This is a genomic window from Arthrobacter sp. Y3223065, assembly GCF_059090885.1.
Map to the genome: position 1 here is coordinate 1 of NZ_JBNHGC010000002.1, position 25229 is coordinate 25229.

22 protein-coding genes, 1 pseudogene and 1 riboswitch are annotated in these 25229 nt (G+C 67.0%); of the genes and pseudogenes, 8 read left to right on the plus strand and 15 right to left on the minus strand.

The features are described 5' to 3' along the window. Positions 1 to 85: 85 nt before the first annotated feature. A pseudogene (locus AC5RUK_RS04880) lies at positions 86 to 586 on the plus strand (LLM class flavin-dependent oxidoreductase); the annotation flags it as partial. Positions 587 to 637: 51 nt separating this feature from the next. On the opposite strand, the gene AC5RUK_RS04885 reads toward AC5RUK_RS04880, so the two are convergent. From AC5RUK_RS04885 to AC5RUK_RS04900, 4 genes are all read right to left on the minus strand, one after another. Next, positions 638 to 1702 (minus strand): ATP-dependent DNA ligase, encoded by a 1065-nt coding sequence (locus AC5RUK_RS04885; RefSeq protein ID WP_494151544.1) that lies wholly within the window; start codon positions 1700 to 1702, stop codon positions 638 to 640. A gap of 183 nt (positions 1703 to 1885) precedes the next feature. Continuing rightward, the gene (locus tag AC5RUK_RS04890) at positions 1886 to 3004 is read right to left on the minus strand and encodes a fatty acid desaturase family protein (protein ID WP_494151545.1); all 1119 of its coding nucleotides are present in this window, start codon (positions 3002 to 3004) and stop codon (positions 1886 to 1888) included. A gap of 279 nt (positions 3005 to 3283) precedes the next feature. Then, complete coding sequence (locus tag AC5RUK_RS04895) at positions 3284 to 4690, minus strand: NAD-dependent succinate-semialdehyde dehydrogenase (protein WP_494107408.1); 1407 nt, start codon at positions 4688 to 4690, stop codon at positions 3284 to 3286. A gap of 230 nt (positions 4691 to 4920) precedes the next feature. Continuing rightward, positions 4921 to 5304 (minus strand): RNA-binding S4 domain-containing protein, encoded by a 384-nt coding sequence (locus AC5RUK_RS04900; protein WP_493989720.1) that lies wholly within the window; start codon positions 5302 to 5304, stop codon positions 4921 to 4923. Positions 5305 to 5506: 202 nt separating this feature from the next. Here AC5RUK_RS04900 and AC5RUK_RS04905 point away from each other — a divergent pair, with 202 nt between their 5' ends. From AC5RUK_RS04905 to AC5RUK_RS04930, 6 genes are all read left to right on the plus strand, one after another. Next, the gene (locus tag AC5RUK_RS04905) at positions 5507 to 6748 is read left to right on the plus strand and encodes a glycerophosphodiester phosphodiesterase family protein (RefSeq protein ID WP_494151546.1); all 1242 of its coding nucleotides are present in this window, start codon (positions 5507 to 5509) and stop codon (positions 6746 to 6748) included. A gap of 196 nt (positions 6749 to 6944) precedes the next feature. Further along, a complete protein-coding gene (locus AC5RUK_RS04910; RefSeq protein WP_493989718.1) occupies positions 6945 to 8255 on the plus strand; it encodes an MFS transporter in 1311 nt (436 codons plus the stop codon). Then, on the plus strand, positions 8252 to 8959 hold the full coding sequence (locus AC5RUK_RS04915) for a FadR/GntR family transcriptional regulator (RefSeq protein WP_494151547.1): 708 nt from the start codon (positions 8252 to 8254) through the stop codon (positions 8957 to 8959). Before AC5RUK_RS04910 ends, AC5RUK_RS04915 begins: the two co-directional genes overlap by 4 nt. Before the next feature lie 132 nt (positions 8960 to 9091). Continuing rightward, complete coding sequence (locus AC5RUK_RS04920; protein WP_494151548.1) at positions 9092 to 10024, plus strand: cytochrome b/b6 domain-containing protein; 933 nt, start codon at positions 9092 to 9094, stop codon at positions 10022 to 10024. A 143-nt stretch (positions 10025 to 10167) separates the two neighbouring features. Then, positions 10168 to 10545: a hypothetical protein gene (locus tag AC5RUK_RS04925; RefSeq protein WP_494151549.1), complete on the plus strand. Its 378-nt coding sequence runs from the start codon at positions 10168 to 10170 to the stop codon at positions 10543 to 10545. Positions 10546 to 10668: 123 nt separating this feature from the next. Next, the gene (locus AC5RUK_RS04930) at positions 10669 to 11685 is read left to right on the plus strand and encodes an alpha/beta hydrolase (protein ID WP_494151550.1); all 1017 of its coding nucleotides are present in this window, start codon (positions 10669 to 10671) and stop codon (positions 11683 to 11685) included. 101 nt (positions 11686 to 11786) lie between these two features. On the opposite strand, the gene AC5RUK_RS04935 is transcribed toward AC5RUK_RS04930, so the two are convergent. From AC5RUK_RS04935 to AC5RUK_RS04950, 4 genes are read right to left on the minus strand one after another with little or no spacing between them, the layout of a single operon-like run. After that, the gene (locus AC5RUK_RS04935; RefSeq protein WP_494151551.1) at positions 11787 to 14315 is read right to left on the minus strand and encodes an AMP-binding protein; all 2529 of its coding nucleotides are present in this window, start codon (positions 14313 to 14315) and stop codon (positions 11787 to 11789) included. 26 nt (positions 14316 to 14341) lie between these two features. Then, a complete protein-coding gene (locus AC5RUK_RS04940; RefSeq protein WP_494151552.1) occupies positions 14342 to 15475 on the minus strand; it encodes an ABC transporter ATP-binding protein in 1134 nt (377 codons plus the stop codon). Next, positions 15465 to 17159 (minus strand): ABC transporter permease, encoded by a 1695-nt coding sequence (locus tag AC5RUK_RS04945; protein ID WP_494151553.1) that lies wholly within the window; start codon positions 17157 to 17159, stop codon positions 15465 to 15467. Before AC5RUK_RS04945 ends, AC5RUK_RS04940 begins: the two co-directional genes overlap by 11 nt. After that, the gene (locus AC5RUK_RS04950) at positions 17156 to 18184 is read right to left on the minus strand and encodes an extracellular solute-binding protein (RefSeq protein ID WP_494151554.1); all 1029 of its coding nucleotides are present in this window, start codon (positions 18182 to 18184) and stop codon (positions 17156 to 17158) included. Before AC5RUK_RS04950 ends, AC5RUK_RS04945 begins: the two co-directional genes overlap by 4 nt. Positions 18185 to 18483: 299 nt before the next feature. Between AC5RUK_RS04950 and AC5RUK_RS04955 the strand changes: the two genes are divergently transcribed. Then, entirely contained in the window at positions 18484 to 19545 is a 1062-nt protein-coding gene (locus tag AC5RUK_RS04955; protein ID WP_494151555.1) for an aldo/keto reductase, read from the plus strand. A 33-nt stretch (positions 19546 to 19578) separates the two neighbouring features. On the opposite strand, the gene AC5RUK_RS04960 is transcribed toward AC5RUK_RS04955, so the two are convergent. The 7 genes from AC5RUK_RS04960 to AC5RUK_RS04990 form a co-directional block, all read right to left on the minus strand. Further along, the gene (locus AC5RUK_RS04960; protein ID WP_494107418.1) at positions 19579 to 20085 is read right to left on the minus strand and encodes a flavin reductase family protein; all 507 of its coding nucleotides are present in this window, start codon (positions 20083 to 20085) and stop codon (positions 19579 to 19581) included. 52 nt (positions 20086 to 20137) lie between these two features. Then, positions 20138 to 20252, minus strand: a riboswitch (SAM riboswitch). 103 nt (positions 20253 to 20355) lie between these two features. Then, complete coding sequence (locus AC5RUK_RS04965) at positions 20356 to 21225, minus strand: prephenate dehydratase (RefSeq protein ID WP_494107419.1); 870 nt, start codon at positions 21223 to 21225, stop codon at positions 20356 to 20358. An 86-nt stretch (positions 21226 to 21311) separates the two neighbouring features. Beyond that, the gene (locus tag AC5RUK_RS04970) at positions 21312 to 21524 is read right to left on the minus strand and encodes a hypothetical protein (RefSeq protein ID WP_493989706.1); all 213 of its coding nucleotides are present in this window, start codon (positions 21522 to 21524) and stop codon (positions 21312 to 21314) included. A 153-nt stretch (positions 21525 to 21677) separates the two neighbouring features. Then, positions 21678 to 22484 (minus strand): amino acid ABC transporter ATP-binding protein, encoded by an 807-nt coding sequence (locus AC5RUK_RS04975; RefSeq protein WP_493989705.1) that lies wholly within the window; start codon positions 22482 to 22484, stop codon positions 21678 to 21680. After that, positions 22471 to 23130: an amino acid ABC transporter permease gene (locus AC5RUK_RS04980; protein ID WP_493989953.1), complete on the minus strand. Its 660-nt coding sequence runs from the start codon at positions 23128 to 23130 to the stop codon at positions 22471 to 22473. Before AC5RUK_RS04980 ends, AC5RUK_RS04975 begins: the two co-directional genes overlap by 14 nt. Before the next feature lie 44 nt (positions 23131 to 23174). Continuing rightward, entirely contained in the window at positions 23175 to 23993 is an 819-nt protein-coding gene (locus AC5RUK_RS04985) for an amino acid ABC transporter substrate-binding protein (RefSeq protein ID WP_493989704.1), read from the minus strand. A 164-nt stretch (positions 23994 to 24157) separates the two neighbouring features. Next, complete coding sequence (locus AC5RUK_RS04990) at positions 24158 to 25084, minus strand: diacylglycerol/lipid kinase family protein (protein WP_493989703.1); 927 nt, start codon at positions 25082 to 25084, stop codon at positions 24158 to 24160. Between the last annotated feature and the right edge of the window lie 145 nt (positions 25085 to 25229).

Here is a 25229-nt window from a genome sequence, read left to right on the forward strand (position 1 = left end):
GTGATTTTCCCTACTCATTCTGTGAGGGGCGTGGCACGGACAGGGAGGGCACAAGACGCCGAGTGGATAAGAAAGGGCGACAACGTCGTCAGCTTTGCCGGAGCGGATCTGGTGGGGTGCGGGCTCCCGCGCCACCGCCGTGTGGACCGCGGAGCAGGGCATGAACCTGATGAGCTCCACCCTGCTGATCGAGGACACCGGCGTGCCCTTCGACCAACTGCAGGCCGAGCAGATCCACCTGTTCCACGAGGCGTGGCAGAAGGCCGGCCACGCGCATGCTCCGCGGGTGTCGGTCAGCCGCAGCGTGATGCCAATTGTCGACGACGAGGACCGCCGTTACTTCGGGCTGCGCGGCCAGGCCGACCAGCACGACCAGGTCGGCATGCTGGACGGCGCCCGCTCAAGGTTCGGCAAGAGCTACATCGGCGAGCCGGACAAGATCGGCGCCGACCTGGCCGTGGACCAGGCCGTGCGGGCGGCGGATACGGTGCTGTTGACGGTGCCGAACTACCTGGGCGTGGCGTACAACGCCAAGTTGTTGGACAACATCGTGCGGCACGTGGCACCGGCCGCCGGCTGGCGCTGAGACCCGGGCGACGTCATCCGGGCCGGCGGGCGCCGGGACCCGGTCGAAGCACTACAGCAGCACGTCGTTCAGGTCGTAGGAGACCGGCTCGTCCAGTTGCTCGTAGGTGCACGACTCCGGCTCGCGGTCCGGCCGCCAGCGGACGAACTGCGCGGTGTGCCGGAAGCGCTCGCCCTCCATGTGGTCGTACTTGACCTCGAGCACCCTCTCCGGCCGCAGCGGCACGAAGGACAGGTCCTTGCCGCCGCTCCAGCGGCTGCCTTCGGTCGTCAGGGGAGTCCGCTTGCCGGCCTCGTGCTGCTCACGGTTCCAGGGGTGGCCGTCCGAATCGGCAATCAGCGGCTGCAGCTCCTCGAACAGCTCCTGGCGGCGTTTCATGCTGAACGCCCCAGCCACTCCCACGTGCACCAGGGTTCCGCCGTCGTTGTACAGGCCCAGCAGCAGCGACCCCACCAGGCCGGGCCCGCTCTTGTGCACCCGGTAGCCCGCGACCACGCAGTCGGCGGTGCGCTCGTGCTTGATCTTGAACATGCTCCGCTTGTCCGGCTGGTATTTTCCGTCCAGCGGCTTGGCCACCACGCCGTCCAGCCCGGCGCCCTCGAACTCACCGAACCACCGTTCGGCCACCGCCGGGTCCGTGGTGGCCCGGGTCAGGTGGATGGGCTTGACGACGGCGGAGAGCGCCTTCTCCAGCGCGGCCCGCCTTTCCTCGAAGGGACGGGAGGTCAGATCGTCGTCGCCGAGGGCCAGCAGGTCGAAGGCCACGAACCGGGCCGGTGTTTCCGCCGCGAGGAGCTTGACCCGGCTGGCCGCCGGATGGATGCGCTGCTGCAGCATCTCGAAGTCCAGCCGGTCGCCGCTTTCGCCCACCAGGATGATTTCGCCGTCCACCACGCAACGCTCGGGCAACTGCTCGCGGACTGCGTCCACCAGTTCGGGGAAGTAACGCGTCATGGGCTTTTCGTTCCGGCTGCCGATCTCCACTTCGTCGCCGTCGCGGAAGATGATCGAACGGAAGCCGTCCCACTTCGGCTCGTACGTCATTCCGCCGTCGGGTATCTTGGCCACGCTTTTGGCCAGCATGGGCGGAACGGGCGGCATTACGGGCAGGTCCATGGGCCCATTCTCGGTGCTGTCCCAGCCAGTGTCCATGACCTCGCGGACACGGACGACGCCGGAACGGGAAGGAAACCCTGTCGGCATGCGGAACTTTGGCTGCTTTACCCGTCTGCAGGCCGCTGGCCGGCGATGGGTGTCCTGAAGGCTGCAGACCCGGCGGGAGACCTACCTGTGGAGGCCTTAACCCCGGCGATAGATGTCCGCCACCGGACACTGGAAGGGATCGGAAGCGGCTATTCCTACGGCGCCCAAGTAGCGGACTATGGCCGCGTAGGATGCCAGCAGGCTGGTCTCCGTGTAGGGGATCGAGTGCTCGCGGCAGTATTGGCGAACCAGCGGCGCCGCCTTGCCCAAGCAGGGACGGGGCATGTCAGGGAATAGGTGGTGTTCGACCTGACGGTTCAGGCCGCCCATCAGCAGGTCCATGATCCAGCCGCCGCGGATGTTGCGGGAGGCCGTCACCTGGCGGGTGACGAAGTCCGGCCGGCTGGATTTGGAATAGATCGGCATGCCCTTGTGGTTCGGCGCGAACGACGCGCCCATGTAGAAGCCGAAAACCGCCATCTGCACGCCGATGAACGCGAACGCCTGCCCTAACGGGAGCAACCAGAAGACAACCGTTAGCAGCACCGCGGCGCGGGCCACGAGGATGCCCAGCTCCAGCCAGCGGTGCTCCACCTTGCCCTGCCGGATCAGGTACTTGAAGGAATCTGCATAGAGGCTGAAGCCCAGGAACGGCAGCAGCGGGAACAACAGGTAGCCCTGGAGCCGCGTGACACGGACCATGGCGCCGCGGCGGCCGGCCGCAGCATCCGGATGGAAGGCGATAGAACCCGTCCTGATGTCCGGGTCCTTGTCCACGGTGTTGGGAAATCCATGGTGCTTGGTGTGTTTGCGCATCCACATGGCGTAGCTGATGCCCACCAGGCAGGTGCCAACCAGGCGGGCAGCCCACTCGTTGACCCGCTTGGTCTTGAAGACCTGCCAATGGGCAGCTTCATGGGCGAGAAAGGCGAACTGCGTGAACAGGATGCCCATGCCGGCCGCGATCAGAAGCTGGAACCAGCTGCTCCCGAGCAACGAGAATCCCGTCCAGGCCGCGGCCAGCAGCATCGTGAGCACTGCGAAAAGGGTGATGTAGTAGCCCCTGCGGCGGGTCAGCAAGCCGGCGGACTTCATGCGGACCATGAGTGCCAAGTACCCGGCAGCAATACTGTTGGGTGCGCGGGACGGAGCTGGTTCGCGAGCGAAATTGGGCTGGGGAGCCGTATTGGTCTGGGGCTTGGGCTGAAAGTCCATGACATGCCTTGCGTCCGGCGGGTTGATAAAGTCGGTGCAGCCGGCCGTAAAGCTTCAGCACCAGTCTTGTGAACTTACCGCCGCTGCGCCAGGTTGTCACCGCTGAGTGCCGTCCGGGCCACCATCCGGGGCCATTTTTTTGTTCCTTCGCCGCAAGCGACCGCTGCTGCGCTTTTCGAGGCGCTGTCGCGAGCGTAGATGGACTTTAGGCGATCACAGATCAGCGGGCCCCTTCCCACGCGTGGGAAGGAGCCCGCTGATCGTTCGATGCCGGACCGTTTAGTCGGCGATGTAGAACAGGCGCTTGTTGACGAACTCGTCCATGCCCAGCGGGCCGAGCTCGCGTCCGAAGCCGGAGCGCTTCACGCCGCCGAACGGAATGTCGGCGCCTTCACCGACTCCGTTGACGTTGGCCATGCCAACCTCCAACTGCTGGGCGATCTTGCGGGCGCGCTCCTCGTCGGTGGAGAAGACGGCGCCGCCCAGGCCGTAGTCGGTGTCGTTGGCCAGTTCCAAGGCTTCCTCGTCGCTGCTGACCTTGTAGACCACGGCCACCGGGCCGAAGAGCTCTTCGCGGTAAGCGCGCATTTCCGGAGTGACGCCGGTCAGGACGGCCGGGGCCAGGTATGCACCGGGGCCATCGTGCAGGGTGCCGCCGGCGTGCAGGGTGGCGCCCTTGTTGACGGCGTCCTTGAGCTGCTCGGCCAGCCCTTCGGCGGCGGCCCGGGAGGAGAGCGGAGCGAAGGTGCCCTCGGCTTCTTCGGCCGGGTTGCCGGGCTTGAGATCCTTCGCCAGGTTGGTCAGCTCCGCCACGAAGTCGTCGAAGATGTCCTCCATGACGATCATGCGCTTGTTGGAGTTGCAGGCCTGCCCGGTGTTCTCGATGCGGGTGGCCCACGCTTGGGCGGCAGCCGCCTTCACGTCGTCGGTGTCCAGCACTACGTAGGGGTCGGAACCGCCCAGTTCCAGCACGGCCTTCTTCAGGTTCTTGCCGGCCAGCTCGCCGATGATGGCGCCGGCCCGTTCGGAGCCGGTCAGCGAGACACCCTGCACGCGCGGGTCGGCGATGATGTCCGCGATCTGCTCGTGGCTGGCGAAGAGGTTGATGTACACGCCGTCGGGCACACCGGCGTCGTCCATGATCTTCTGGATGGCCAGGGCCGAGCGGGGGCAGGTCTCGGCGTGCTTGAGGATGATGGTGTTGCCCAGCATCAGGTTCGGCGCGGCGAAGCGGGCCACCTGGTAGTAGGGGTAGTTCCACGGCATGATGCCCAGCAACGGGCCGACCGGCAGCTTCTGGATCATGGCGCGGCCGCCGCCGATGGCCTTGATTTCCTGGTCCGCCACCAGCTCGGGACCTTCAGTGGCGAAGTAGCTGAAGATGTCGGTGCAGAACTCGGCCTCGCCCTTGGACTCGGACAACGGCTTGCCCATTTCCTCGGTGATGATCGCGGCGAGCTCGTCGGCCCGTTCGGTGAACAGTTCCGCGATGCGGGACACCACCTTGGCGCGGTCCGTGATCGGCGTGGCCTTCCATGCTGTGTAGGCGGCCTGGGACCTGGCGAGGGCGTCCTTGACCTCGGCGTCGGTGGCGGTGGGGAACTCCTCGACCACCTCGCCGGTGGACGGGTTTTGGACCCGGTAGCCCGGCTGGGTGGATGAAGCGGCGTGGGAAGTGGTGGTCACAGCCCTGATCTCCTTCAGATGATGACATAGCAGCGGGACGGCGGCGCGGCCGTCTCCGCTTCCCATCTTGTACCGTCCGGCCGGTTATGTGAAGTGAGTTACGCTCACGGCATGAGGCGAAGAAGCCCGGCACCGCCAGATTTGACCGGCAGCCCGGGCACGGTGCGGTCCAGCCCCGCACCGTCCGCACGCCCTGAAGTATCCGGCGAACCGCTTCCGGGCTCCCGTACCTAGCGCGGGCCGCGCAGCCTGTCCATCTCCCGCCGGTCCTTCTTGGTCGGCCGGCCGGTGCCCCGGTCGCGCTGCGGAATGCCGAGCGACGGCATGGCCGGGCGCGGCGGCGTGTGGTCGGTGAAGCAATGCGAGGCCGCCTCGGCACCCACCCGCTTGGCGATCAGCCGGCGCACCTCCAGGATCCGCTCGTAGCCGGGCTGTCGCACCCGCAGGGTGTCGCCCGGTACCACCGGCTGGGAGGCCTTGACCGGGTTGCCGTTTAACCGGACGTGTCCCGCGCGGCAGGCGGCGGTAGCCGCGGAACGGGTCTTGTAGGCGCGGATGGCCCACAGCCACGCATCGACGCGCACCGAGCTCGGGGTATTGGCGGAAGTATTCATGCCCCTCCGAGTCTAGCGCCGCCGCGGTTGGGGGCCCCGGCCGGGCGGATCACGCCGCCGCCGTCACGGTCACGTCCCTCCCACTCGCAGTGGTGTTTCCTTTCACCCCTTGTTCACAGCCGGTTAGCCGGCAGGTTCACTGGCGCTGTGAAGCTCGATGGCGGGGAAACCCGGAAAACCACTACGAAGGGCGTCATATCCCATGGCATCTCGCCTGCTCAGAACATTGACCACATCCGCCGCGGCCGTCGCCGTCGGCGCTACCCTCGTGGCCGCCCCGGCGGCCGGCGCGCAGATCAACCCCGGCGCGCAGATCAACCCCGGCGGGCAGGATGAAGCCCCGCTGCTGATCGGCCACCGCGGGGCCGCCGGCACCGCGCCCGAAAATACGGTCGCGGCCTTCAAGGACGGGCGCGCCTCCGGCGCCGACTTCTTCGAAATCGATGTCCAGCTCAGCGCCGACGGCGTGCCGTTCCTGTTCCACGACGACACTCCCGCCCGGACCACCAACGTGGAGGAGGTCTTCCCCGAGCGTGCCGGCGACCCCATCACGTCCTTCACCTGGGATGAACTGCAACAGCTCGACGCCGGATCCTACTTCGGCGCCAAGTACCAAGGGGAGCGGATCCCGCACCTGGATGACGCCGCGAAGATTGCCACGGTGAAGACCGGCGTGTACATCGAAATCAAGTCGCCGAAGAACTCCCCGGGCATCGAGCAGCTCGTCGCCGACGAGCTCCGCACCGATGCCACCTGGAAGAAGCTTGTTGCCGCCGACAAGGTCCAAGTCCTCGGCTTCGACGAGGCGTCCAACCGCACCTTCGCCGAGGTGGCCCCCGAGATCGCGCTGCAGCAGCTCTCGAGCACCGTCCCGGGTCCGGCCACGCTGGAATCCTGGGCGGCCTTTGCCGATTCGATCGGCACCAACTACCGCACCCTGACGGCGCAAAATGTTGCCGACGCCAAGGCCGCCGGGCTGGTCGTCGGCGTCTACACCGCCAACTCGCCCGAGGCCGTCCAGCACTCCATTGACCTCGGCGTCGATGCCGTCACCGGTGACTTCCCGATCCAGACCATGCGCTACCTGGACGGGCGGAAGCCCTTCCCTGCGGGCACCGGCTTGGAAATCTCGGGCGCGGTGAATGACCCGGCCGGCAGCGACGTCCAGCCGGAAACCGGCGAGCACGTGGTGCTGCGCAACACCGCCAACCACAGCATCGACGCCAGCGGTTACATCATCCGCGACGCGGCGAACAATATCCTGGCTGTGGGCGAGGGCTACGTGCTTGCCCCCGGCGCGGAGTTGCGGGTCTACACCGGTCCCGGCACCAACAGCGCCGAGGCCTACTACAACAATGGCACCGCGTCACTGCTGAACAACGGCGGGGACTCCATGGCGCTGTGGACCCCGCAGGGCACGCTGCAGGACGTCTTCGCCAACTAACCGGCAACCGTCTGTACGACGACGCCGGCACCTCGGACAGGCTTCCACCCCGCCCGAGGGGCCGGCGTCGTTTTCTGCAGCCGCCCGAGGGTTACGAGGGCGGTGCTCCCGCCGCCGCAGTCCCGATACCCAAACGGACGCCAGCCAAGGAGCGGATCATTTTGCCGCACAGACATCAAACGTCTAACGTTTAGGGGTGAGATCGAACCGACTTCCATCCAACGGCGCCAGCAGCGGACAGGAGCCGGGCGGGGAGGACGTTCCGGCGGTGGAGTTCGCCGAGGCTCTGGTACCTGAGCTGGACGTGCAGGAGCCCGCCCCGGCCCCGGCCGCGCGCCGCCGGTGGTTCATCGCCGCGGCCGTGGCCGCCGTGATACTCATCGGGCTGAACCTGCGGGCCGGCATTGCCAGCGCGGCCGCGCTCTTCCACGACCTGCAGCAGCTGCTGGGGTACGGGCCGCTGGTCGCCGCGCTGCTGCCAACCGTTCCCGTACTGTGCTTCGCGGTGGCCGGAGCCGCGACCGCCTGGCTGAGCAACCGCGTGGGACTGGAACGGGCCATCGCGCTCGCGCTGACACTGTTGATTGCCGGACTGGGCCTGCGGGGGATCGAATCCGTCGGGATGCTGCTGGCCGGCACGGTGGTGTCCATGTCCGGACTCGCGGTCTGCAACGTGGCGCTGCCGGCGTTCATCCGCAAGTACTTCGCTCACCGGCCGTCGACGATGACCGGTGCCTACACCATCTCCATGTCCGTCGGCGCCACCGTGGCCGCCGCAGTCAGCGTCCCACTGGCCGCGCAGTTGGACTCGCCGTCGCTCGCCCTGGCCGCCTGGGCGCTGCTGGCCGTCGTCGGGCTGGCAGTGTTCCTGCCCATGGCTTTGGCCGGCAGGCGCGAGTCAGGCACGCGGACCCGGGGCCACTCGTCGCCGTGGCCGCTGCTGCTCACGCGCAAAGGCGCGCTGCTCACCGGCCTGTTCACCATCCAGGCACTGCTCGTCTATACCGTGATGGGCTGGCTGCCGTACATCCTGATCTCGCGCGGGGTGGATGCCGCGGCGGCGGGGCAGCTGCTCGCGCTGGTCCAACTGGTGTCCATCCCCGCCGTCGTCCTGCTGCTGGCGATGGCGGCGCGCCCGGGCCTGCTGCGGCCGGCCTTCATGATCACCTGCGCGGCGTCGCTGGCAGGCTATCTCGCCTTGCTCGTGCTGCCCGCCGAACTCGCCGTGCTGCCCGCGGTTCTGATCGGCCTGGGGTTTGGCGTTTTCCCGCTGCTGATGCTGGTGATCAGCCGCAGCGGTTCCGATGCGGCCGAAACCACGGCGCTGTCCACGCTGGCCCAATCGGTGGGCTACCTCTTCGCCGCCTTGGGCCCGTTCGGCCTCGGCCTGCTGCACAATGCACTCGCCGACTGGACCATACCGCTGGTGCTCCTGGTGGCCGGCGCGGCGCTGCAACTGCTGCTGGCCCACGCGGTCAGCGGCCTGGTGCGGAAGGCGCGGGCGTGAGGTCCGGCCCGCTCCAGCGGCCGGCGCTGGCGGAGGAAGTCACGTCGAGGCTGCGGGAGTCCATCGCGGCGGGGCAGTGGCAGCTGGATGCCCGGATCCCTTCGGAGCCGGAACTGATGGCAAGCCTGGGCGTCTCCCGCGGCACGCTGCGCGAGGCGGTCAAGGCGCTGGCCCACGCCGGGATGCTCGAGGTGCGCCGCGGCGACGGCACTTACGTGCGGGCCACCAGCGAAATCAGCGGCACCGCACGCCGCGCCTACCGCGAGTACGACGACGAGGACGTGCTGCAGGTGCGCTTTGCGCTGGACACCCAGGCCGCGCGGCTGGCCGCACAGTCGGCGCGGTCGGAGCCGTCAGCCGATGGCGGCGCCGTGGGGGCGCTGCGGGAAATGCTGGCCCGGCGCCGGCGCGCCTGGGCGGAGCAGGACCTGGAGGGCTGGATCGCTGCGGACTGGGACTTCCACCTGGCCGTGGCCGAGGCCTCCGGCAACCAGTTGCTGCACGAGCTGTACGGCAGCTTTGGCGACGTGTTCCACGGGGCAAAGATGGCCCAGCGATTGCGGGACGGCTTCGACGGATGCCTGCGCGCCGGACACGAGGACCTCGCGGATGCCATCGCGGCCGGAGACGAAGAAGCCGCGGTGCGGACCGTCACGGCCAACCTGCGCTACTGCCTGAAATGGATGCCGCAGAAAGGCCAATAGCGCGTGCCAACGCCGGGTGGCGGCGCGGCTTTGGCCGCCACGGCCGGGCTTGTGGCACGATGCCGCGCAGGCGGGGTACCTTGAATCACGGAGCCCGGACTGTCGGGAAGCAGGAAACGAGGAAAGCTGGCGATGTCCACTTCGACGAAACCGTCCGGAAGCACCCGGAAGACGTGGCTGAAGATCACCGCGGCAGTGGCCGCCGCCGTCGTCGTGCTTCTGCTGTTGGTGTTGCTGGCCAAATGGCTGCGGACCATGCCGGGCGTCCAGGACTTCCTGGCCGCCTACCCGGGCCGCTCCGAACTGCCCGAGTCCGCGCCCGTCGGGTTGCCCGCCTGGCTGGGCTGGCAGCACTTCCTCAACTTCTTCCTGATCGTCTTGATCATCCGCACCGGCCTGCAGGTGCGCGCCGAAACGCGCTCGCCGGCGTACTGGACCCGCAACAACAAGGGCCTGGTGAAGACCAAGAACCCGCCGACAAAGATCACCCTGAATCTGTGGTTCCACCTGACCCTGGATGCGTTGTGGGTGCTGAACGGCATCGTCTTCATGGTGCTGATCTTCGCCACCGGGCACTGGATGCGGATCGTGCCCACCAGCTGGGACATTTTCCCGAACGCGCTCTCCGCCGTGCTGCAGTACGCATCGCTGGACTGGCCACTGGAGAACGGCTGGGTGAACTACAACGCGCTGCAGCTGCTGACCTACTTCGCGACCGTCTTCATCGCCGCCCCGCTGGCCATCGTCTCCGGCCTGCGCACCTCCGCCGCCTGGCCCAAGCGGGCGGCGGTCAACAAGTACTTCCCGATTGAGGCGGCCCGGGCCATCCACTTCCCGGTGATGGTGTACTTCGTGCTGTTCATCATCGTGCACGTGACCCTGGTGCTGGCCACCGGCGCCCTGCGCAACCTCAACCACATGTACGCGGCTACGGACGACGGCGGATGGACCGGCTTCTGGATCTTCGCGGCCTCCATCGCGGTGACGGTGGCGGCCTGGTTCCTGGCCCGGCCGATCTTCCTGCGGCCGATCGCCTCGCTCACGGGCAAGGTCACCAGCCGCTGACGGGCAGGGCCGCCAGCCGCTGACGGGCAGGGCCGTCAGCCGCTGACGGGCAGGGCCGCCAGCCGCTGACGGGCAGGGCCGCCAGCCGCTGACGGCGTCGCGGCCTGACCGCTGCCGGAGGGAGCACCGCTACACTGCTCCCCATGATCACCGTTGCGGCCATCGCCGCGTGCATTGTCTTCGCGCTGTTGGCCGTCTTCCAGATCCTGCTTGCCGCGGGCCTGCCGCTGGGCCGGTTCGCCTGGGGAGGAAGCCACCGCACCCTGCCGGCGAAGCTGCGCCTTGGAAGCGCGGTCTCGGTAGTCCTGTATGCGTTCTTCGCTTTCATCATCATGGACCGGGCGCAGCTTCTCGCCACGCTGCCGGAGACCGCGTCGCTCGTCTTGATCTGGATCCTGACGGCGTACCTGTTCGTCGGCGTCCTCATGAACGCCATCTCGCGCAGCAAGCCCGAGCGGTGGACCATGACGCCGGTCGCGTTGGCGCTGGCCGGCCTGAGCCTGGTGGTTGCCCTCGGCTGACGGGCATTCCGGCCCTTTGGCCGGCGGGGCTTGCCGGCCGTTGGCGGGAGGCGGGGGAGGGACTTGCCCTGCGGGCGGGGCGGCCTCACGATTGGTTCACTACCGGCCGATCGGGAGGAAGCAATGCGGGTCCGTTTCCGCCGCGCACTGGCAGCCATCGCCGTCCTCGTCACCGTCCCGGCGGCTCTTGCCGGCGGCCTGGTCTTCTGGCTGCGCTTCAGCCCCCGGCCGCTGGCGGTGCTGCTGCGGGTGCTGTCCGAGCGGGACGGCCGGCGCACGGCCCGCGCCATGGCAAGGCATGTGCCGGACGGCATCAGCGAAGTGCTGGATCAGGAGTACCTCAGCAACCACGGGCATACCCACCTGGACGTGTTCTTCCCGGACAAGGCGGCCGAGGATTCGCTGCGCCTTCCCACGATCGTCTGGATTCACGGCGGGGCCTGGATTTCCGGCACCAAGAACGACGTCGCCAATTACCTTCGGATCCTCGCCTCCTACGGCTTCACCGCCGTGGGGGTGGACTATTCGCTGGCCCATGTGCGCCGCTACCCGGCTCCGGTGCGCCAAACAGCCGCCGCGCTGCGCTACCTGGAGCACAATGCCGACCGGCTGCACATCGATACCGAGCGGATCGTGCTGGCCGGGGACTCGGCGGGCGCGCAGATCGCTGCGCAACTGGCGCTGGTCATCGCCGACCCGGACTATGCCAAGAGGCTGGGCATTGCCTCGCACACCAGGCCGGACCGGCTGCGCGCCGTGCTGTTGCACTGCGGGGCGTACGACCTCTCGCTCGCCGGGGCGGACCAAGCCGGGAACCAGAACTACCTGCGGACGGTGCTGTGGTCCTACACCGGGGCCAAGGACTACCTGGAGCGGCCGTACATCGCCCTGGCCTCCGTGGCCCGGCATGTGGGCGCCAACTACCCGCCGGCTTTCGTTTCTGCAGGCAACACCGACCCGTTGCTGCCGCACTCGCTCGGGCTGGTCGAAGCGCTGCGGGCCAAGGGCGCGGTGGTGGAGGAATTCTTCCCCCAAACGGACGCCGGGCTGGGGCACGAGTTCCAGTTCAACCTGGAGCTGGAAGCGGCGTGGCAGGTGCTGGAGCGCAGCGTGGCGTTCCTCCGCCGCCACACCGGGTGAAGCTCCGGATACGCTGAGCCGCCACTGGTGAACCCGCCGGCGCCGACTACGCTGCCACGGGGAAACTCCCAGACCACCGGCCCCGGGCGGGGCACCGTCATCTAGGGTTCTGCATGTTTTCTGTGCCGGTGCTGCTTCGCCCAGCGACGCTTCAGGCCTGCCAGACGCATGACGAGGGCCCAGTAGACCACTCCCGAGACGAGTGAGGCGGCTACAGCCACCGCCGGATGAATGGAGAGGAGGGGCGGAAAGACGAGCCAATGGGTGAGGTAGATGTACAGCGACGCGCTGGCCAGCAGGACTGTTATGCGCTGCAGACCGCGGGGTACTGGCAGGGACGGCAGCCAGACGAGCACCACAATCCCGGCCAACAGCGTTGCCTCCCGGGGCGGGTCATTGAAAAAGCCCGGAACGCTGATCAGTGCGAGGGCGGTAACCAGCCAGCGATGGGCACCGGTACGGGCTTGGGCCACGGCCCACCCGAGGGCGAACAACCACAGGGCGGGACCTGTGTTGGGCACTCCAAGATCAACGATTTCGAAGCGGCCGACCAAGCCGACGGCGGTGAGCCCGAGCGGGAAACCAAGGGGAAACCGCCGTTCCAGCCGCGTCAGCGAAGGAATAGCGAGCAACACGATCATGCAGACAAGGAGGTAGGTCAGAACCTCCACAAACCAGAAGTGCCATTCGGTCGTTACCTCCTGGGGGCCGACGAGTGCGTTCAGCAGGAAAATGTTGGCAACGCTGTAATCGTCGGTGATGGCGTAGGCCATGGCAATGAAGGCGACGCTCGGGACAACTATCCGCGCGAGGCTGGTCAGTTGGCGGCGCAGCCGCTTGGTGCGTTCGCCCCGCAGCTGGAAGCGCGCGAAGTTGTACCCGGCGACTGCCAGGAGCACGTGGGCAGTGCCCTCCCAATGGAACAGCCCGATGTGCGTGCTGACGATGAAGACGATCGCTATGGCGCGCAGCACAATGCTGGACTCGATCGGTGCAAGCAGCTTCCGCCGTCGAACCGGTAGTGCACCCCGCTCCAGCTCGGCGACGGGCCGTAGATGCCAGTCGTCCGGCAGCGAGCCGAGCGCGTTCTCCAGACGGACCGACGTAGCCACATAGGACAGCGAGTCGCCACCGAGTGACACGAAGGTGCTTGTGTCTTCGACGGCAGGGACCTCCAGCTGCTCGGCCAGAATCGTGCGCACGTCCTGCGGTCCTTCCGCACGTGAAGGCGCATGTTTCCGCGGGATCGGGGCGGGCTCGGCGAGGGCCAGCACGGCCCGATAATCCGGCTTTCCGTTGCCTAGCCGTGGAAGCTGGTCCATGGCATATATCTTCAGGGCGGAGCGCGGAATACCCATGTCCCGGGCCAGCACCTTTCTGAGGAGGCCGGGGTCGTGGTCGCCTTGGACGGCGACCACAAGGTGCTCATCGGTGCCGGCACTCGTGGCCTGCACACCCAGGTCTGCCAGGACCTGTTCCACCCTGCCAAGGTCGATGCGCAGCCCGGCGATCTTGATGAATCTGCTCCGCCGTCCCACAACCTCATACAGTCCGTCGGGATGCCTGCGCGCAAGATCGCCGGTGCGCAGCTCGCTAACTGTGCGGCCTGCTGCCAGATCAGCCGGGTTTTCGGCGTAACCGAGCATGACGTTGGGACCCGTGTATACCAGTTCGCCGTCATCGAGTCCGTCCACCGGGTCAATCCGAAAACTGCCCCCGGGCACAGGTACCCCGATGCGGGAAGGGTTTTCTGCGGCCAGCCGCGGAGGGAGATAGGCCATCCTTGCCGTGGCTTCGGTCTGGCCGTACATGACGAACAGTTCCCAGCCCTGTTCCCGGCCTAGCTCGGCGTACCGCCGGACTAGCTCGGGGGCCAAGCGTCCCCCCGCCTGCGTCACGTAGCGCAGGTGCGGCAGCTCCATGTCGGAGAACCCCACGCGTTCCAGGAGCTCGAAGGTGTACGGCACAGCGGCGAACGTCGTTGCCTCGTTGCTGCTGAACAGGTCCCAAAAGCAGGGGTCCACTACGGAGAGGTCGGTGAGCACTACTGAAGCGCCGGTGAGCAGGTGGCTGTTGATCACTGAGAGCCCGTAGCAGTACGACATCGGCAGGGTCGTGACGGCCCGGTCCATGGGGCCTATGCCCAGGTATTCTGCAATGGCTTCCGCGTTGGCCTGCAGGTTCGAATGCGAGAGCCGCACGAGCTTTGGGGAACCGGTGGAACCGGATGTGCTCAGCAGGAGGGCAAGGTCCGGATGCAGCTGGTGTCTGGTGACCGGACGCATCTCCAGTATCCTCGGTTCCCCGTTCCCGGCGCCGGCTTCCATGACGACGTCTGGATCGAACGCGTCCCTGATAGATCCCACGGCGGAGGGCTTGTCTCCCGGCACCAGAATCAGCGGATGCCCCCCGGACAGCGCAGCCAGGTAGGCCACGAGGGAATCGACGTCGTTGGACGCCGCCAGCAGCACCAGCCGCCGTTCCGGACCAAGCCGGCCAGCGACCGCCTCCACGCGGTCCGCCAGCTGCCGGTAGCTGAGCGTAGCGTCATCCGACACCACGGCAGGACTGTCGGCGAAGCGCGCGAGTTCCGCGGCGAAGTCGACAGACGGTGCCGTCTCCAGCGGCATGGTTGGCATTGCATTGGGCAAGGGAATTACCTCGATGTGGTGGCTATCGGGACGGTACCGGCAGTACCAGGGGGCGGCGCGGTGACGGCCTCGTCGCCAACCAACAGGGTCGGTGAGGTCCCGGCTGTGACGGTCACGCTGACGGGGGTGCCTGGCCCATAGCGCACCTGGTGCGGCTGCCAGGACCGCAGCATGCGGCCGGAGGGCAGGCGGATGTGGTGGAGCACAAAAGCTCCCCTGTACTCCAGGGAGACCACCTTGGCCTGCGCGCCAGGGTCCGGCGAGAGCGCCACTTCATGCGGCCGCAGCACCACGTCAACGTCTACATCGCAGTTCGCCCACCCCGGCACCGTGGAGACAACCCCGATTTCGCAGGTGAGCAACCCGTCGTGGACATTCGCGGGAAGAAAATCCGCGTCGCCCATGAAGGAGGCCACAAAGCGTGTGGCCGGCTGTTCGAAGACGTTCTCCGGTGTGTCGATCTGTTCAATGGCCCCGTCCCGCATGACCACTACCCTGTTGCCTACCGAAAGTGCTTCTGTCTGGTCGTGGGTCACCAGCAGTCCCGTGGTTCCGGTCTCCTGAAGCACCGCGACAATATCCGTTCGTACCCGCCCTCGAAGAGTCTCATCCAGGCTGGAGAACGGTTCGTCCAGCAGGACGACGGCGGGGCGGGGGGCCAGAGCACGGGCCAGCGAGACCCGCTGCTGTTCTCCTCCGGACAACTCGTGCGGATAGCGGGCGGCCAAATGGCCAAGGTGCACCAGTTCAAGCACCTCGGCGACCCGCTTCTGCCGTTCCACAGCAGGCAACCGGCCCAGTCCGAAGGCGACGTTCTTCTGCACGGTCAGGTTCGGGAACAGAGCATGGTCTTGGAACACCAGCCCCACCCGGCGGCGTTCCGGTTCCTGGAACCGTCGGCGGTCCGCGACGATCTCGCCTGCGATGCTGATCGTTCCGGTGTCGGGACGCTCCAGTCCGGCGATGAGCCTGAGCATGGTCGACTTTCCGCATCCCGATGGGCCGACAACGGTCACCAGCTCCCCGGCGCCAACCCGAAGGTCGAGCCCCGCGGCTGCTGCGACGGAGCCGTAGCGCCGGCCTACGCCGCTGAGTTCCAAGGCCGGGGTGCGCGGCTTGTTCCTTGGATCACCGGTCATGGCCCACCGCCCCCGTCCGGAAGCCGGCTGTCCGGCGAAACAGCAAATAGACCGGGATAACGGCCACCGCAACAATACCCAGTGCGGGCAGCGCAGCCTTCTCCCAGAAGTTCTCCCGGGCCAGCTCGTATACCCAAACAGAAACCGTGGTGAACCCGAACGGCCGCAAGAGAAGCACGATGGGCAGCTCCTTAACAGCGTCGATTGCCACCAGGACCATCGCTACAGCTGCGCCCCGGCGGGCCAGGGGCAGATGCACGCGGGCCAATAGCCTTGTCGGCGTGGCTCCAAGACTCATCGCAGAGGAAGTCAACGCGGGCGGGATTTTGGAGAAGCTCGCGTCTACCGCCTGATGGGCGGGCGCCAGGAAACGCACTACATAAGCGAAGAGGATGCCCGCCACCGAACCGGTAACCAGCAGCCCCGTGCCACCTGGAACACCGGCCCACTCGAGCATCTCATCGAACCGTGCGAACGCGATCAGCACGCCGATTCCGATCACCGCACCGGGGACCGCGTAGCCGAACGTAGTCACCTGCGCGGCCCCGGCCACCACGGCACCTCCGCCGAGGCGCAAACTGTGCCCGATGGTAAGGGCCAGTGCGGCGCACAGCAGTGCGGCGATCGCGGCGACGGCCATGCTGTTCAACAGGTACTCCAGGAACCGGGGGTCCAGCAAGGGCCCGGCACGGCCGAGGGTCTCCCCGGCGGCCCATACGAGCAGTTGGGCAACCGGAAGGATGAAGCCGGCCCCCAGCACGCCCAAGCCCCCGAGCGCCGCCAGCCATCCGGCCCAGCCGGTGAGCCGCCGGGCCTGCAGGCCCTCGCCCCGTCCGCCTTTCTGGTGGAAACGCGAGCGTCCCCGAAGCAGGCGTTCCCCGGCAAGCACCGCGACTGCGAACAGCAGCACCAACACCGAGAGTTGGGTGGCCGCATGGAAGTCGAAGCTGCCCTTCCAGACAAGGTAGACGCCCACGGACACGGTCTGCACATTGAAGTACTGAACGGTTGCAAAGTCCGTCAGGGTTTCCATCATCACCAGTGCCAGGGCGGCGGCAAGCGATGGCCTGGCCATCGGCGCCAGCACCCGCCAAAACGTGCGGGTGCGGCTGGCACCCAGGGTGCGGGCGGCATCGTATGTGGCCGCGCTCTGTTCAACGAGCGCGGCCCGCGCCAGGAGGTAGACGTACGGGTAGAGAGTCAGGGACATGACAATGACGGCCCCGGGCAGGGACCGCACCTGGGGCAGCCATGCACCCGGGCCGAGTACTGCCCGCAGCATCTCTTGCACCGGGCCGCCGACGTCGAAGGTGGAGAGGAACACAAAGCCCAGGATGTAGGCAGGCATGGCCAGCGGCAGCACCAGGGCCCACAGAAGCACGTTTCGGAGCGGAAAATCGTAGGCGGTGACCAGCCACGCCAGCCCCCCGCCGATCAGCAGCGTGCCCGCCCCGACTCCTGCCATCAGCAAAAGGGTGGTCAGGACCATCCCGCCCAGGTCGCGCGGCAGGGTGCCGTTGGTCAGGCCCCCCAGTCCGTCCAGGACCACGGCGACGACGGGCGTAGCCACCAGCGCCGCAGTGACCAACACGACCGCCGACCACAGCCGGCGGCCGTGTCCGGTCAAAGGGCGCCGGTGCTGTCCGGGAACCCCTGCATCAGCCAGAACGGCTGATTCACTCACTTGTAGCCGGCCTCGGCAAGTACCGCGGTAGCCTCGGCGTTGAGATCACCGTAGGCTTCGGCGTTCAACGGCATGCGGTTGAAGTCTCCGAAGGCAGCTATCACCGGCTCAGGTTTGACCGACGGGTTGACGGGAAACTCGTGGTTGGCGTCCACGAACGCGTTCTGTCCCGTGGTGGCCAGCCACTCAATGAGCCGCTGGGCCTCCGCCGCATTATCTGAATCAGCCACGACCCCGGCACCGGAAATGTTTACGTGCGCGCCCGCCCCCTCCTGGCTGGCCCAGAACAGGTCGACGGACAGATCGGGGTCCTTCTCCAGGGTGCGGGCCAGGTAGTAGTGGTTGTTGATTCCCACGTCGCAGGCCCCGGCGTCGATGGCTTCGAGCAGGAGGACGTCGTTGCTCATGATCTCCACGTCGTTGGCCACCCAACCCTGGACGATTTCCAGGGCCTTGGCCCGCCCGTGAAGATCGATGAGGCTGGCGACCAGGGACTGGGTGTAGGACGAGGTCGCATCGCGCATGCAGAGCCGGCCCTTCCACTGTGGATCGGCCAAGCCCGCGTAGCTGTCCTGCGCGTCAAATTCCGAGGGATCGACATTTTCCGGGTTGTAGGTGATGGTTCTGGCTCTCATGGCCAGTCCGAACCACTGCCCCTCGGGGTCGCGCAGGTCCTTCGGGACCGCCTCCTCCAGCTTTTCCGAGCGGATCGGCGCCAGCACGTCCTGACGCGCTGCATTCCAGAGGTTTCCGGCGTCCACGGTCATGAACACGTCAGCCGGGGTATCGCTTCCCTCAGCCTTAACCCGCTCAAGCAGCTCCGCGTCGTCACCGGTGATGAACTCAACGGAGATTCCGGTTTCATCGGTGAACTGGGCGAAAGCCCCCTCCAGGTCATAGTGCCGCGCGGAATAGATCTGCAGATCGGCGGGCGCTTTACCTATTCCCAATACGCCGCAGCCGGAGATGGCCAACATGGGCACGGCGAAGGCGACGCAGCCAGCAAGAAGCTTGGGTCGGTGCATAAAAGGTACTCCTGGAGGAAGCGGCGAGGCCGCGTGTAAAAAGGTGAGGCTAACCTAACCCGAAGGAGCACATTAAACAATTTGGAACGAAACGATCAGGTCATCGGCACCGCGCATCCCTCGTAGGAGACAGCCTCGCAAGGCGGTTCGGGGTGGGTACGGCGCATTGGTAGGCGCCGTTGCTTCGTCCAGATCGGAATGCTCCTGGGGCACGGGCAACGTGTGGCGGCACCCTCCCGCTGCTTCCGGGGCACCGCCGTCGTACGCTGGGAACCTGCCCAGCGAAGGGGGAACTACCAATGGACGACGCCGGATCCCGGCTCATTTTCGGGTGCATGGGTTTGGGCGGCGGCTGGGGGAGCGGGCCGCTGGAAGCGGCTGACGTTGCGGCCGCGCACGCGGCCGTCGCTGCGGCACTGGAGGCAGGGATCACGACGTTCGACCACGCCGACATCTACGCCCACGGCAAGGCCGAGGCTGCGTTCGGGCGGGTGCTGGCGGAACGTCCCGAGCTGCGCGATTCGATCAGGTTGCAGGGCAAATACGGTATCCGGCTGCCGATACCCGGCCTGGTCGGGCAATACGACTCCTCGCGCGAAGCCATCCTGGCCCGCACCGACGAAAGCCTGCGCCGGCTGCACACCGATCACCTGGACACGCTGCTGATCCACCGGCCGGATCCGCTGGCGCCGGCCGAAGAGATCGCCGCGGCGTTCAACGAGCTCCGGATGGCCGGGAAGGTCCGCCGTCTTGGTGTCTCGAACATGTCCGGCGACCAGATGCGCTGGCTGCAGTCGGCGCTGGATGAGCCGCTGGCGGTAAACCAGCTGGAAATGAGCCTGTACCGACGCGACTGGCTGGAGTCCGGCGTGCTGGTGAACCACCCGGACGGGACGGGCACCAACTTCCCGCACGGCACCTTGGAATACTGCGCCGCCAACGGGGTGGAACTGCAGGCCTGGGGCGCGCTGGCCCAGGGCCGCTACAGCGGGCGTGCGGCAGGCCTGGCCGGGGCGGCGGCCGGCGCGGGAACGCCCGCCGACGGGATCGCGCAGAATCACGTCCGGGCGGCAGAGGGGGCTGCGACAACGGATGCTTCCTCACGGGCGGACGCCTCACTCCCGGCGGATCATTCGGCCACTGCCCTGGTCACGGAACTTGCCCGGGACAAGGGCTGCCCGCCGGAAGCCGTGGTGCTGGGCTGGCTGCTGCGGCATCCCTCAGGCATCCGGCCGGTCGTCGGTACCAGCAGCCCGGACCGGATCCGGGCCTGTGCCCAGGCGGAGGCGGTCGGAACGGCGATGACCCGCCAGGAGTGGTACTCCCTGTGGGTGGCTGCCCGAGGCAGGCCTCTGCCCTAGCTGGCCGCTGCCGCCGTCGCGGTAACGTTCGTCCTAGACGAAGGCCGGCTGTTCCAGCCGGCGGAACCCGGAATCGTGGAAGACCAGGGGCTCGTGGGTGCCGTCGTGCGTGGACAGGCCGTGCACCTGCAGCAGCACGACGTGGTGGTCCCCGGCCGGGACCTCCTGGTGCACCGAGCAGTCCAGCCACAGCGCCGCGTCGTGCAGGAACAGCGCGCCGTCGTCTGTGCCGTGCAGGCCGAGGCCGGCAAAGCGGTCACCGTTCTTGGACGCGATCTGGCGGCAGACGCCGTCGTGCCCGGTGCCGAGCACCGAGACGCCGATCCGGTCGGCCCGGCGGACCACCGGCCAGGTCCGGGAGGTGTTTTGCACGGCGAACATCACCAGCGGCGGCTCGAGGGAGACGCCGACGGTGAACGAGGAGGCGACGATGCCCTGGGGCTCGCCGTCGACGATCGCGCATAGCGCCGCGATTCCTGAGGGGAAGCGGCCGAAGGCGGAGCGCAACGTGTTTGGTGTCAGGTCATTGTGTAGCGACATGGCGTCCTTGGGGCTTGGGCGCATCCGCTGCTGCCGAGCTGCTGCGGGAGGATACGCGTACTTGCCTGCCGACATACCCGGCGGGCCGAATCATCACCTGGAGCACCCCGCTACGGTAGAGGGTTGCCGGCCAACCAGCCAGGGCTGTGTAGTTGGCGCTCTTGATTCGTCTCCACGCTAAGAGCGGGGAAGGGCCTGGGTCAAACGCCGGTAACAGTTCGTCAAATGCCGCGGTTTACTCGAGGCTGCCCGACGGCTGTTGCCCCACTGCTACCGGGCGACGCCGTCCGGGCGCACGGTCTGTTGGCGGAACGGATGCGCCGGATAGACGCCCAGAAGGCGGATCTCCGTGGTGAAGAAGTCCAGTTCCTCGAAGGCGTGGACCATGGCCTGGTCGTCCGGGTGGCCTTCGACGTCCACCATGAACATGGTGGCGGCAAACTCGCCGCCCACCATGTAGCTCTCCAGCCGGGTCATGTTGATGCCGTTGGTGGCGAATCCGCCCAGCGCCTTGTACAGCGCCGACGGCACGTTCCGCACCCGGAAGACGAAGCTGGTCACGGCCGGACCGGGCAGCTCCTCGCGGGACGGGACCGGCCGGCGGTCGGCCAGCACCACGAACCGGGTGGTGTTCGTCGGATCGTCTTCGACCTTTTCCGCGAACACTTCCAGGCCGTAGAGCTCGGCGGCCATCGGCGGCGCCAGCGAGACCTTGGTCGGGTCGTTCCACTCCGCGACCTCGCGTGCGGAGCCGGCGGTGTCGCCGGCGATCACCGGAATCAGGCCGAGCCGGCGGATGAGTTTACGGCACTGGCCCAGCGCGTGGATGTGGCTGTGCACTTCGCGGGCCTGCTCCACCGTGGCCCCGCGTATGCCCAGCAGGCTGAAGCGGATGGGCAGGAAAAACTCTTCGACGATCTGCAGGGTGGTCTTGGGCAACAGCGCGTGGATGTCCGCCACCCGGCCGGCGATCGAATTGTCGATGGGAATCATGGCCAGTTCCGCCTCGCCGCCCGTGACGGCGGCGAAGGCGTCCTCGAAGCTGGCACAGGGCACCGCTTCCCAACCGGGGCGCACTTCCAGGCAGGCCATATGGGAGTTCGAGCCGGGTTCACCTTGGTACGCAATTGCTGGAGCCATGGGCGAAATTATCCCACCGGGGCCGGCCGTTGCTTCATTTCGGAGGTCCTGCCGGCGTCACAAAACAAGGCCGGCCCGCCAGCGGCTTAGTACAGATGGGATTCCTGGGTGATGCCGTAGGGCACGTCGTCGCTCAACTCCACGGTGAACTGTCCGGGGCCGGTGCGCGTGACCAAGATGCCGCAGTCGCCGTCGAGGGCCGCGATCTCTTGCAACTCTTCGACCGCGGCATTGAGAAGATCGTGCGCCTCGGAAGCCGTCTGTGCCGTCAAGGACTTGGTAGCCAAGGAAGTGGCCATGGTTCTGCCTTTCGTGGCCGGAGGTTTCCGCAGAGGAGAAAACGCGGGTTGGAAGCTTCCGGCCGGAACGAGCCTGCCATGCGGAACGGTGCATGGAAGTTTACATTCTGCCATCCCAATGGACATCAGATGAATTTTGGATGGGGCGTGGCGTTAGAACGGGTTCAGCAGCCGGTGGACGAACTGCCGGGTGCGCTCTTCCTTCGGTTCGCGCAGCACCTGTTCGGGGTGCCCGCGTTCCACCACCACGCCGCCGTCCATGAACACCACTTCGCTGGCCACCTCACGGGCGAAGGCCAGCTCGTGGGTCACCAGGGCCATGGTCCAGCCTTCGTCGGCCAGTTCCTTGATGACGTGCAGCACATCGCCCACCAGCTCGGGATCCAGCGCCGACGTGGGTTCGTCGAACAACAGCAGCGAGGGTTTGAGCGCCAGGGCCCGGACAATGCCGACCCGCTGCTGCTGCCCGCCGGAGAGCTGATGCGGGTACTGGTCTTCCTTGCCGGACAGCCCGACGCGGTCCAGCAACGACCTGGCCTCGCGCACGGCTTCGGCCTTGGGCCGCTTCTGGACCTGGACCGGGCCCTCGATGATGTTCTGCAGCACGGTCATGTGCGGAAACAGGTTGTAGTGCTGGAACACCATGGCGCTGCGGTCACGCAGGGCGGCAATCTGTTTCCGGTTCACCGGCGAACCGAAGTCCACGGCTGGGCCGCCGGAAAAGGCGACCCTGCCGCCGTCGGGGGTTTCCAAGCCGTTCAGGCACCGCAGCACGGTGGTTTTGCCCGATCCGGAGGGTCCGATCAGGGCCAGCACCCCGCCCGTCTGGACGGACAGGTCGATGGACTTGAGCACCTGGTTGCTGCCGAAGGACTTGCGCAGCCCCTCCACGGAGAGCACGGGCCCGGCTGCGGCGCCGGGCTGCGGCGCGGGGGCGGCAGGGACGTCAGTGGGCGACATAGCGTTCCAACCTCTTCTCCAGTCGGGACTGCCCGGCTGACAGGACCAGGCAGAACACCCAGTAGACAACCGCGGCCTCTATGTAGAGCAGCATGAACTCCTGGCTGAACGCCGCAATCTCCTGCGCCGCACGGAACGCCTCGGTCACCAGGATCAGCGAGGCGAGGGACGTGTCCTTGACCAGCGAGATGAAGGTATTGGACAGCGGCGGTACCGACACGCGCGCAGCCTGCGGCAGGATGATCCTGCGCAGGGTGGTGGTGCCGGCCATGCCGATGGTGTGGCCGGCTTCCCACTGACCCTTGGGAACGGACAGGATCGCGGCGCGGATGATTTCGGCCGCATAACCGCCCACGTTCAGGGAGAACGCGATGATCGCGCTCGGCCACGGGTCGAGCACCACGCCGATCGACGGGAGGCCGTAGAAGATCACAAACAGCTGGACCAGCAGCGGGGTGCCGCGGATCACCGACACGTAGGCGCGGGCAATGCCGGACAGGAGCCGGTTGCGGCTCAACCGCATGAGGGCAACGACAAGCGCCAGCGCCAGGCCGATGGCGAAACTGGCCAGAGTGAGGGGGATGGTGCCGGTCAGCCCGCCCTGGACGATAGGCCAGAGCGAATTGCCGACGAGCTCCCAGTCGATGTCCATACGGTTACGTTAGCGTCTCCCTTTAGACCCAGACCCCTCTACTTGGTGACGTCCGCGCCGAAGTACTTCTCGGAGATCTCCGCCAGCGTGCCGTCGGCGCGCAGCTCCTCCAGCGCCGTGTTAAAGGCCTCCACCAGGTCGTCGCTGCCCTTCTGGAAGGCGAAGGCGCTCTGCGTCTCCTCGTCCGTTTCGGCGGCTACCTTGATGTTCTGGTTGTTGTTGGTGGCCTGGTAATCCAGGTAGGTCAGCTTGTCGTTGACGGTGGCGTCCACGCGGCCCTGCTCCAGCAGCGAAACCGCCTGCGCCCAGCCCTCCACGGCCTCAACTTTGGCGCCGGCGGACTTGGCCAGTTTGTAGAAGTTGCTGGTCAGCGACTGGGCGGAGGTTTTGCCCTCCAGATCCGCCAGCGAGGAAATGTCGTTGTTGTCCGACTTCACGACGACGACGCCGGTGCTGACCGTGTACGGATCCGAGAAGTCGTAGGTGGCCAGGCGGTCTTCGTTGATCGAAACCTGGTTGGCGATCACGTCGAAACGCCCCGCCTCCAGCCCTGCGAAGATGGCGTCCCACTGGGTCTCTTCAAACTGGACGTCGACGCCGAGCTTTTCCGCCACCGCGGTGACGATCTCGACGTCGTAACCGGTCAGGTCGCCGGTGCCGTTCTCGTGGAAGCTGAACGGACGGTAGGTCCCCTCGGTCCCCACGGTGATCACGCCTGCGTCCTGGATCTCCTGCAGCGTGGTCGCGGCGGCAGAGGTCGCCGGCTCCGACTCCGACGGCGAGGACGTGCTGCAGCCGGCCAGCACCAAAGCGGCTGCTGCGGCGGCACCGAGGACGGACAAACGACGACGAATCATGGTGGAAAACCCCTTGTGGTGTGGGACGAAAAGCCAACCGGCGGGTGACCGGCAAACGCTGAACGCTAGCACGTACAACAACGGGCACCTCAAGATATGTTCCGAACTGTGTCGGCAATGTGAGCAGCCGCACCCCCGAAGCGTGCACCGGCGTCGTTATGCTTCTATTCCGCAGCCACCCGCACCACGAGTGCGCCGGGATCGACGCGCATCATCAAACGGGAACCCATGCCGATATGGTCGCCGTCCAGCTGCATCTCCTGGGGCCTGCCGGCGTGGATCTCCACGTGCTTGCACTGATAGTAGTCAACCGAGGGATCCACGCTCCGGCCGCGTTTGGCGAGCCCGGCCAGCACGCCGAGCCAGCCCAGCCGGCCGCGCGGGGAGATGGTCATGATGTCCAGCAGGCCGTCGTCGAGCTGCGCGCCGGGGAACATCTCGAATCCGCCCTGGATCTTGCCGCAGTTGCCGCCCATCACGCTGCGCATTCGCAAGGTCATGGGCTTCCCGCCGTCTATGGTGAGCGTGGCACGGACCGGCTTGCCCGGAAGGTTGCGCAGGCCGGCTTCCACGTACGCCAGCCACCCAATACGGTCCTTGAGGCCGTCGTCGGTGCCGCCGATGACGGCAGCGTCAAAGCCGAGACCGGCCATGACCAGGAACACGGAATCGCCGCCCGATTTGTCCACGGTGGCCCGGACGACGTCGATCCGCCGGTCCCGGCCGGCCAGGGCGATGCCGGCAGCGGTCTCCGGGTCGTCAACAGGCAGGTCCAGGTTGCGGGCCAGCAGGTTGCCGGTGCCCAAAGGGATCACGCCCAGCGGCATGTCCGTTGCCGCCAGGCGGCCGGCCACCCGGCGCACCGTCCCGTCGCCACCGGCGGCGATCACCAGGTCGACCCCTGCTTCCATCGCCTGGTGTGCCTGGCCGGCGCCCGGATCCTCGAGCGTGGTCTCGAGCCAGAGCGGCGGCTGCCAGCCGGTTTCGGCGCACAGGCCCTCGACCAGCGCCACCAGGTCAAAGTTGAACTTTTTGGACGGGTTCCAGATCACCGCGGCACGGCGGGAACCTGGGGGAGCGGATGCGGTCATGGTGTCCTTACTGTCCTGTTTGCCGGCTCCAGGGCCGACGTCCCGACGAACCCATTCAAGCACCATCCGGCCCGCGCCGCCCGGCTCGACATCGCTGCTGGCCGCTTATAGGTTCTAACAGGACACCCTCGGATCCGGGAGAAGA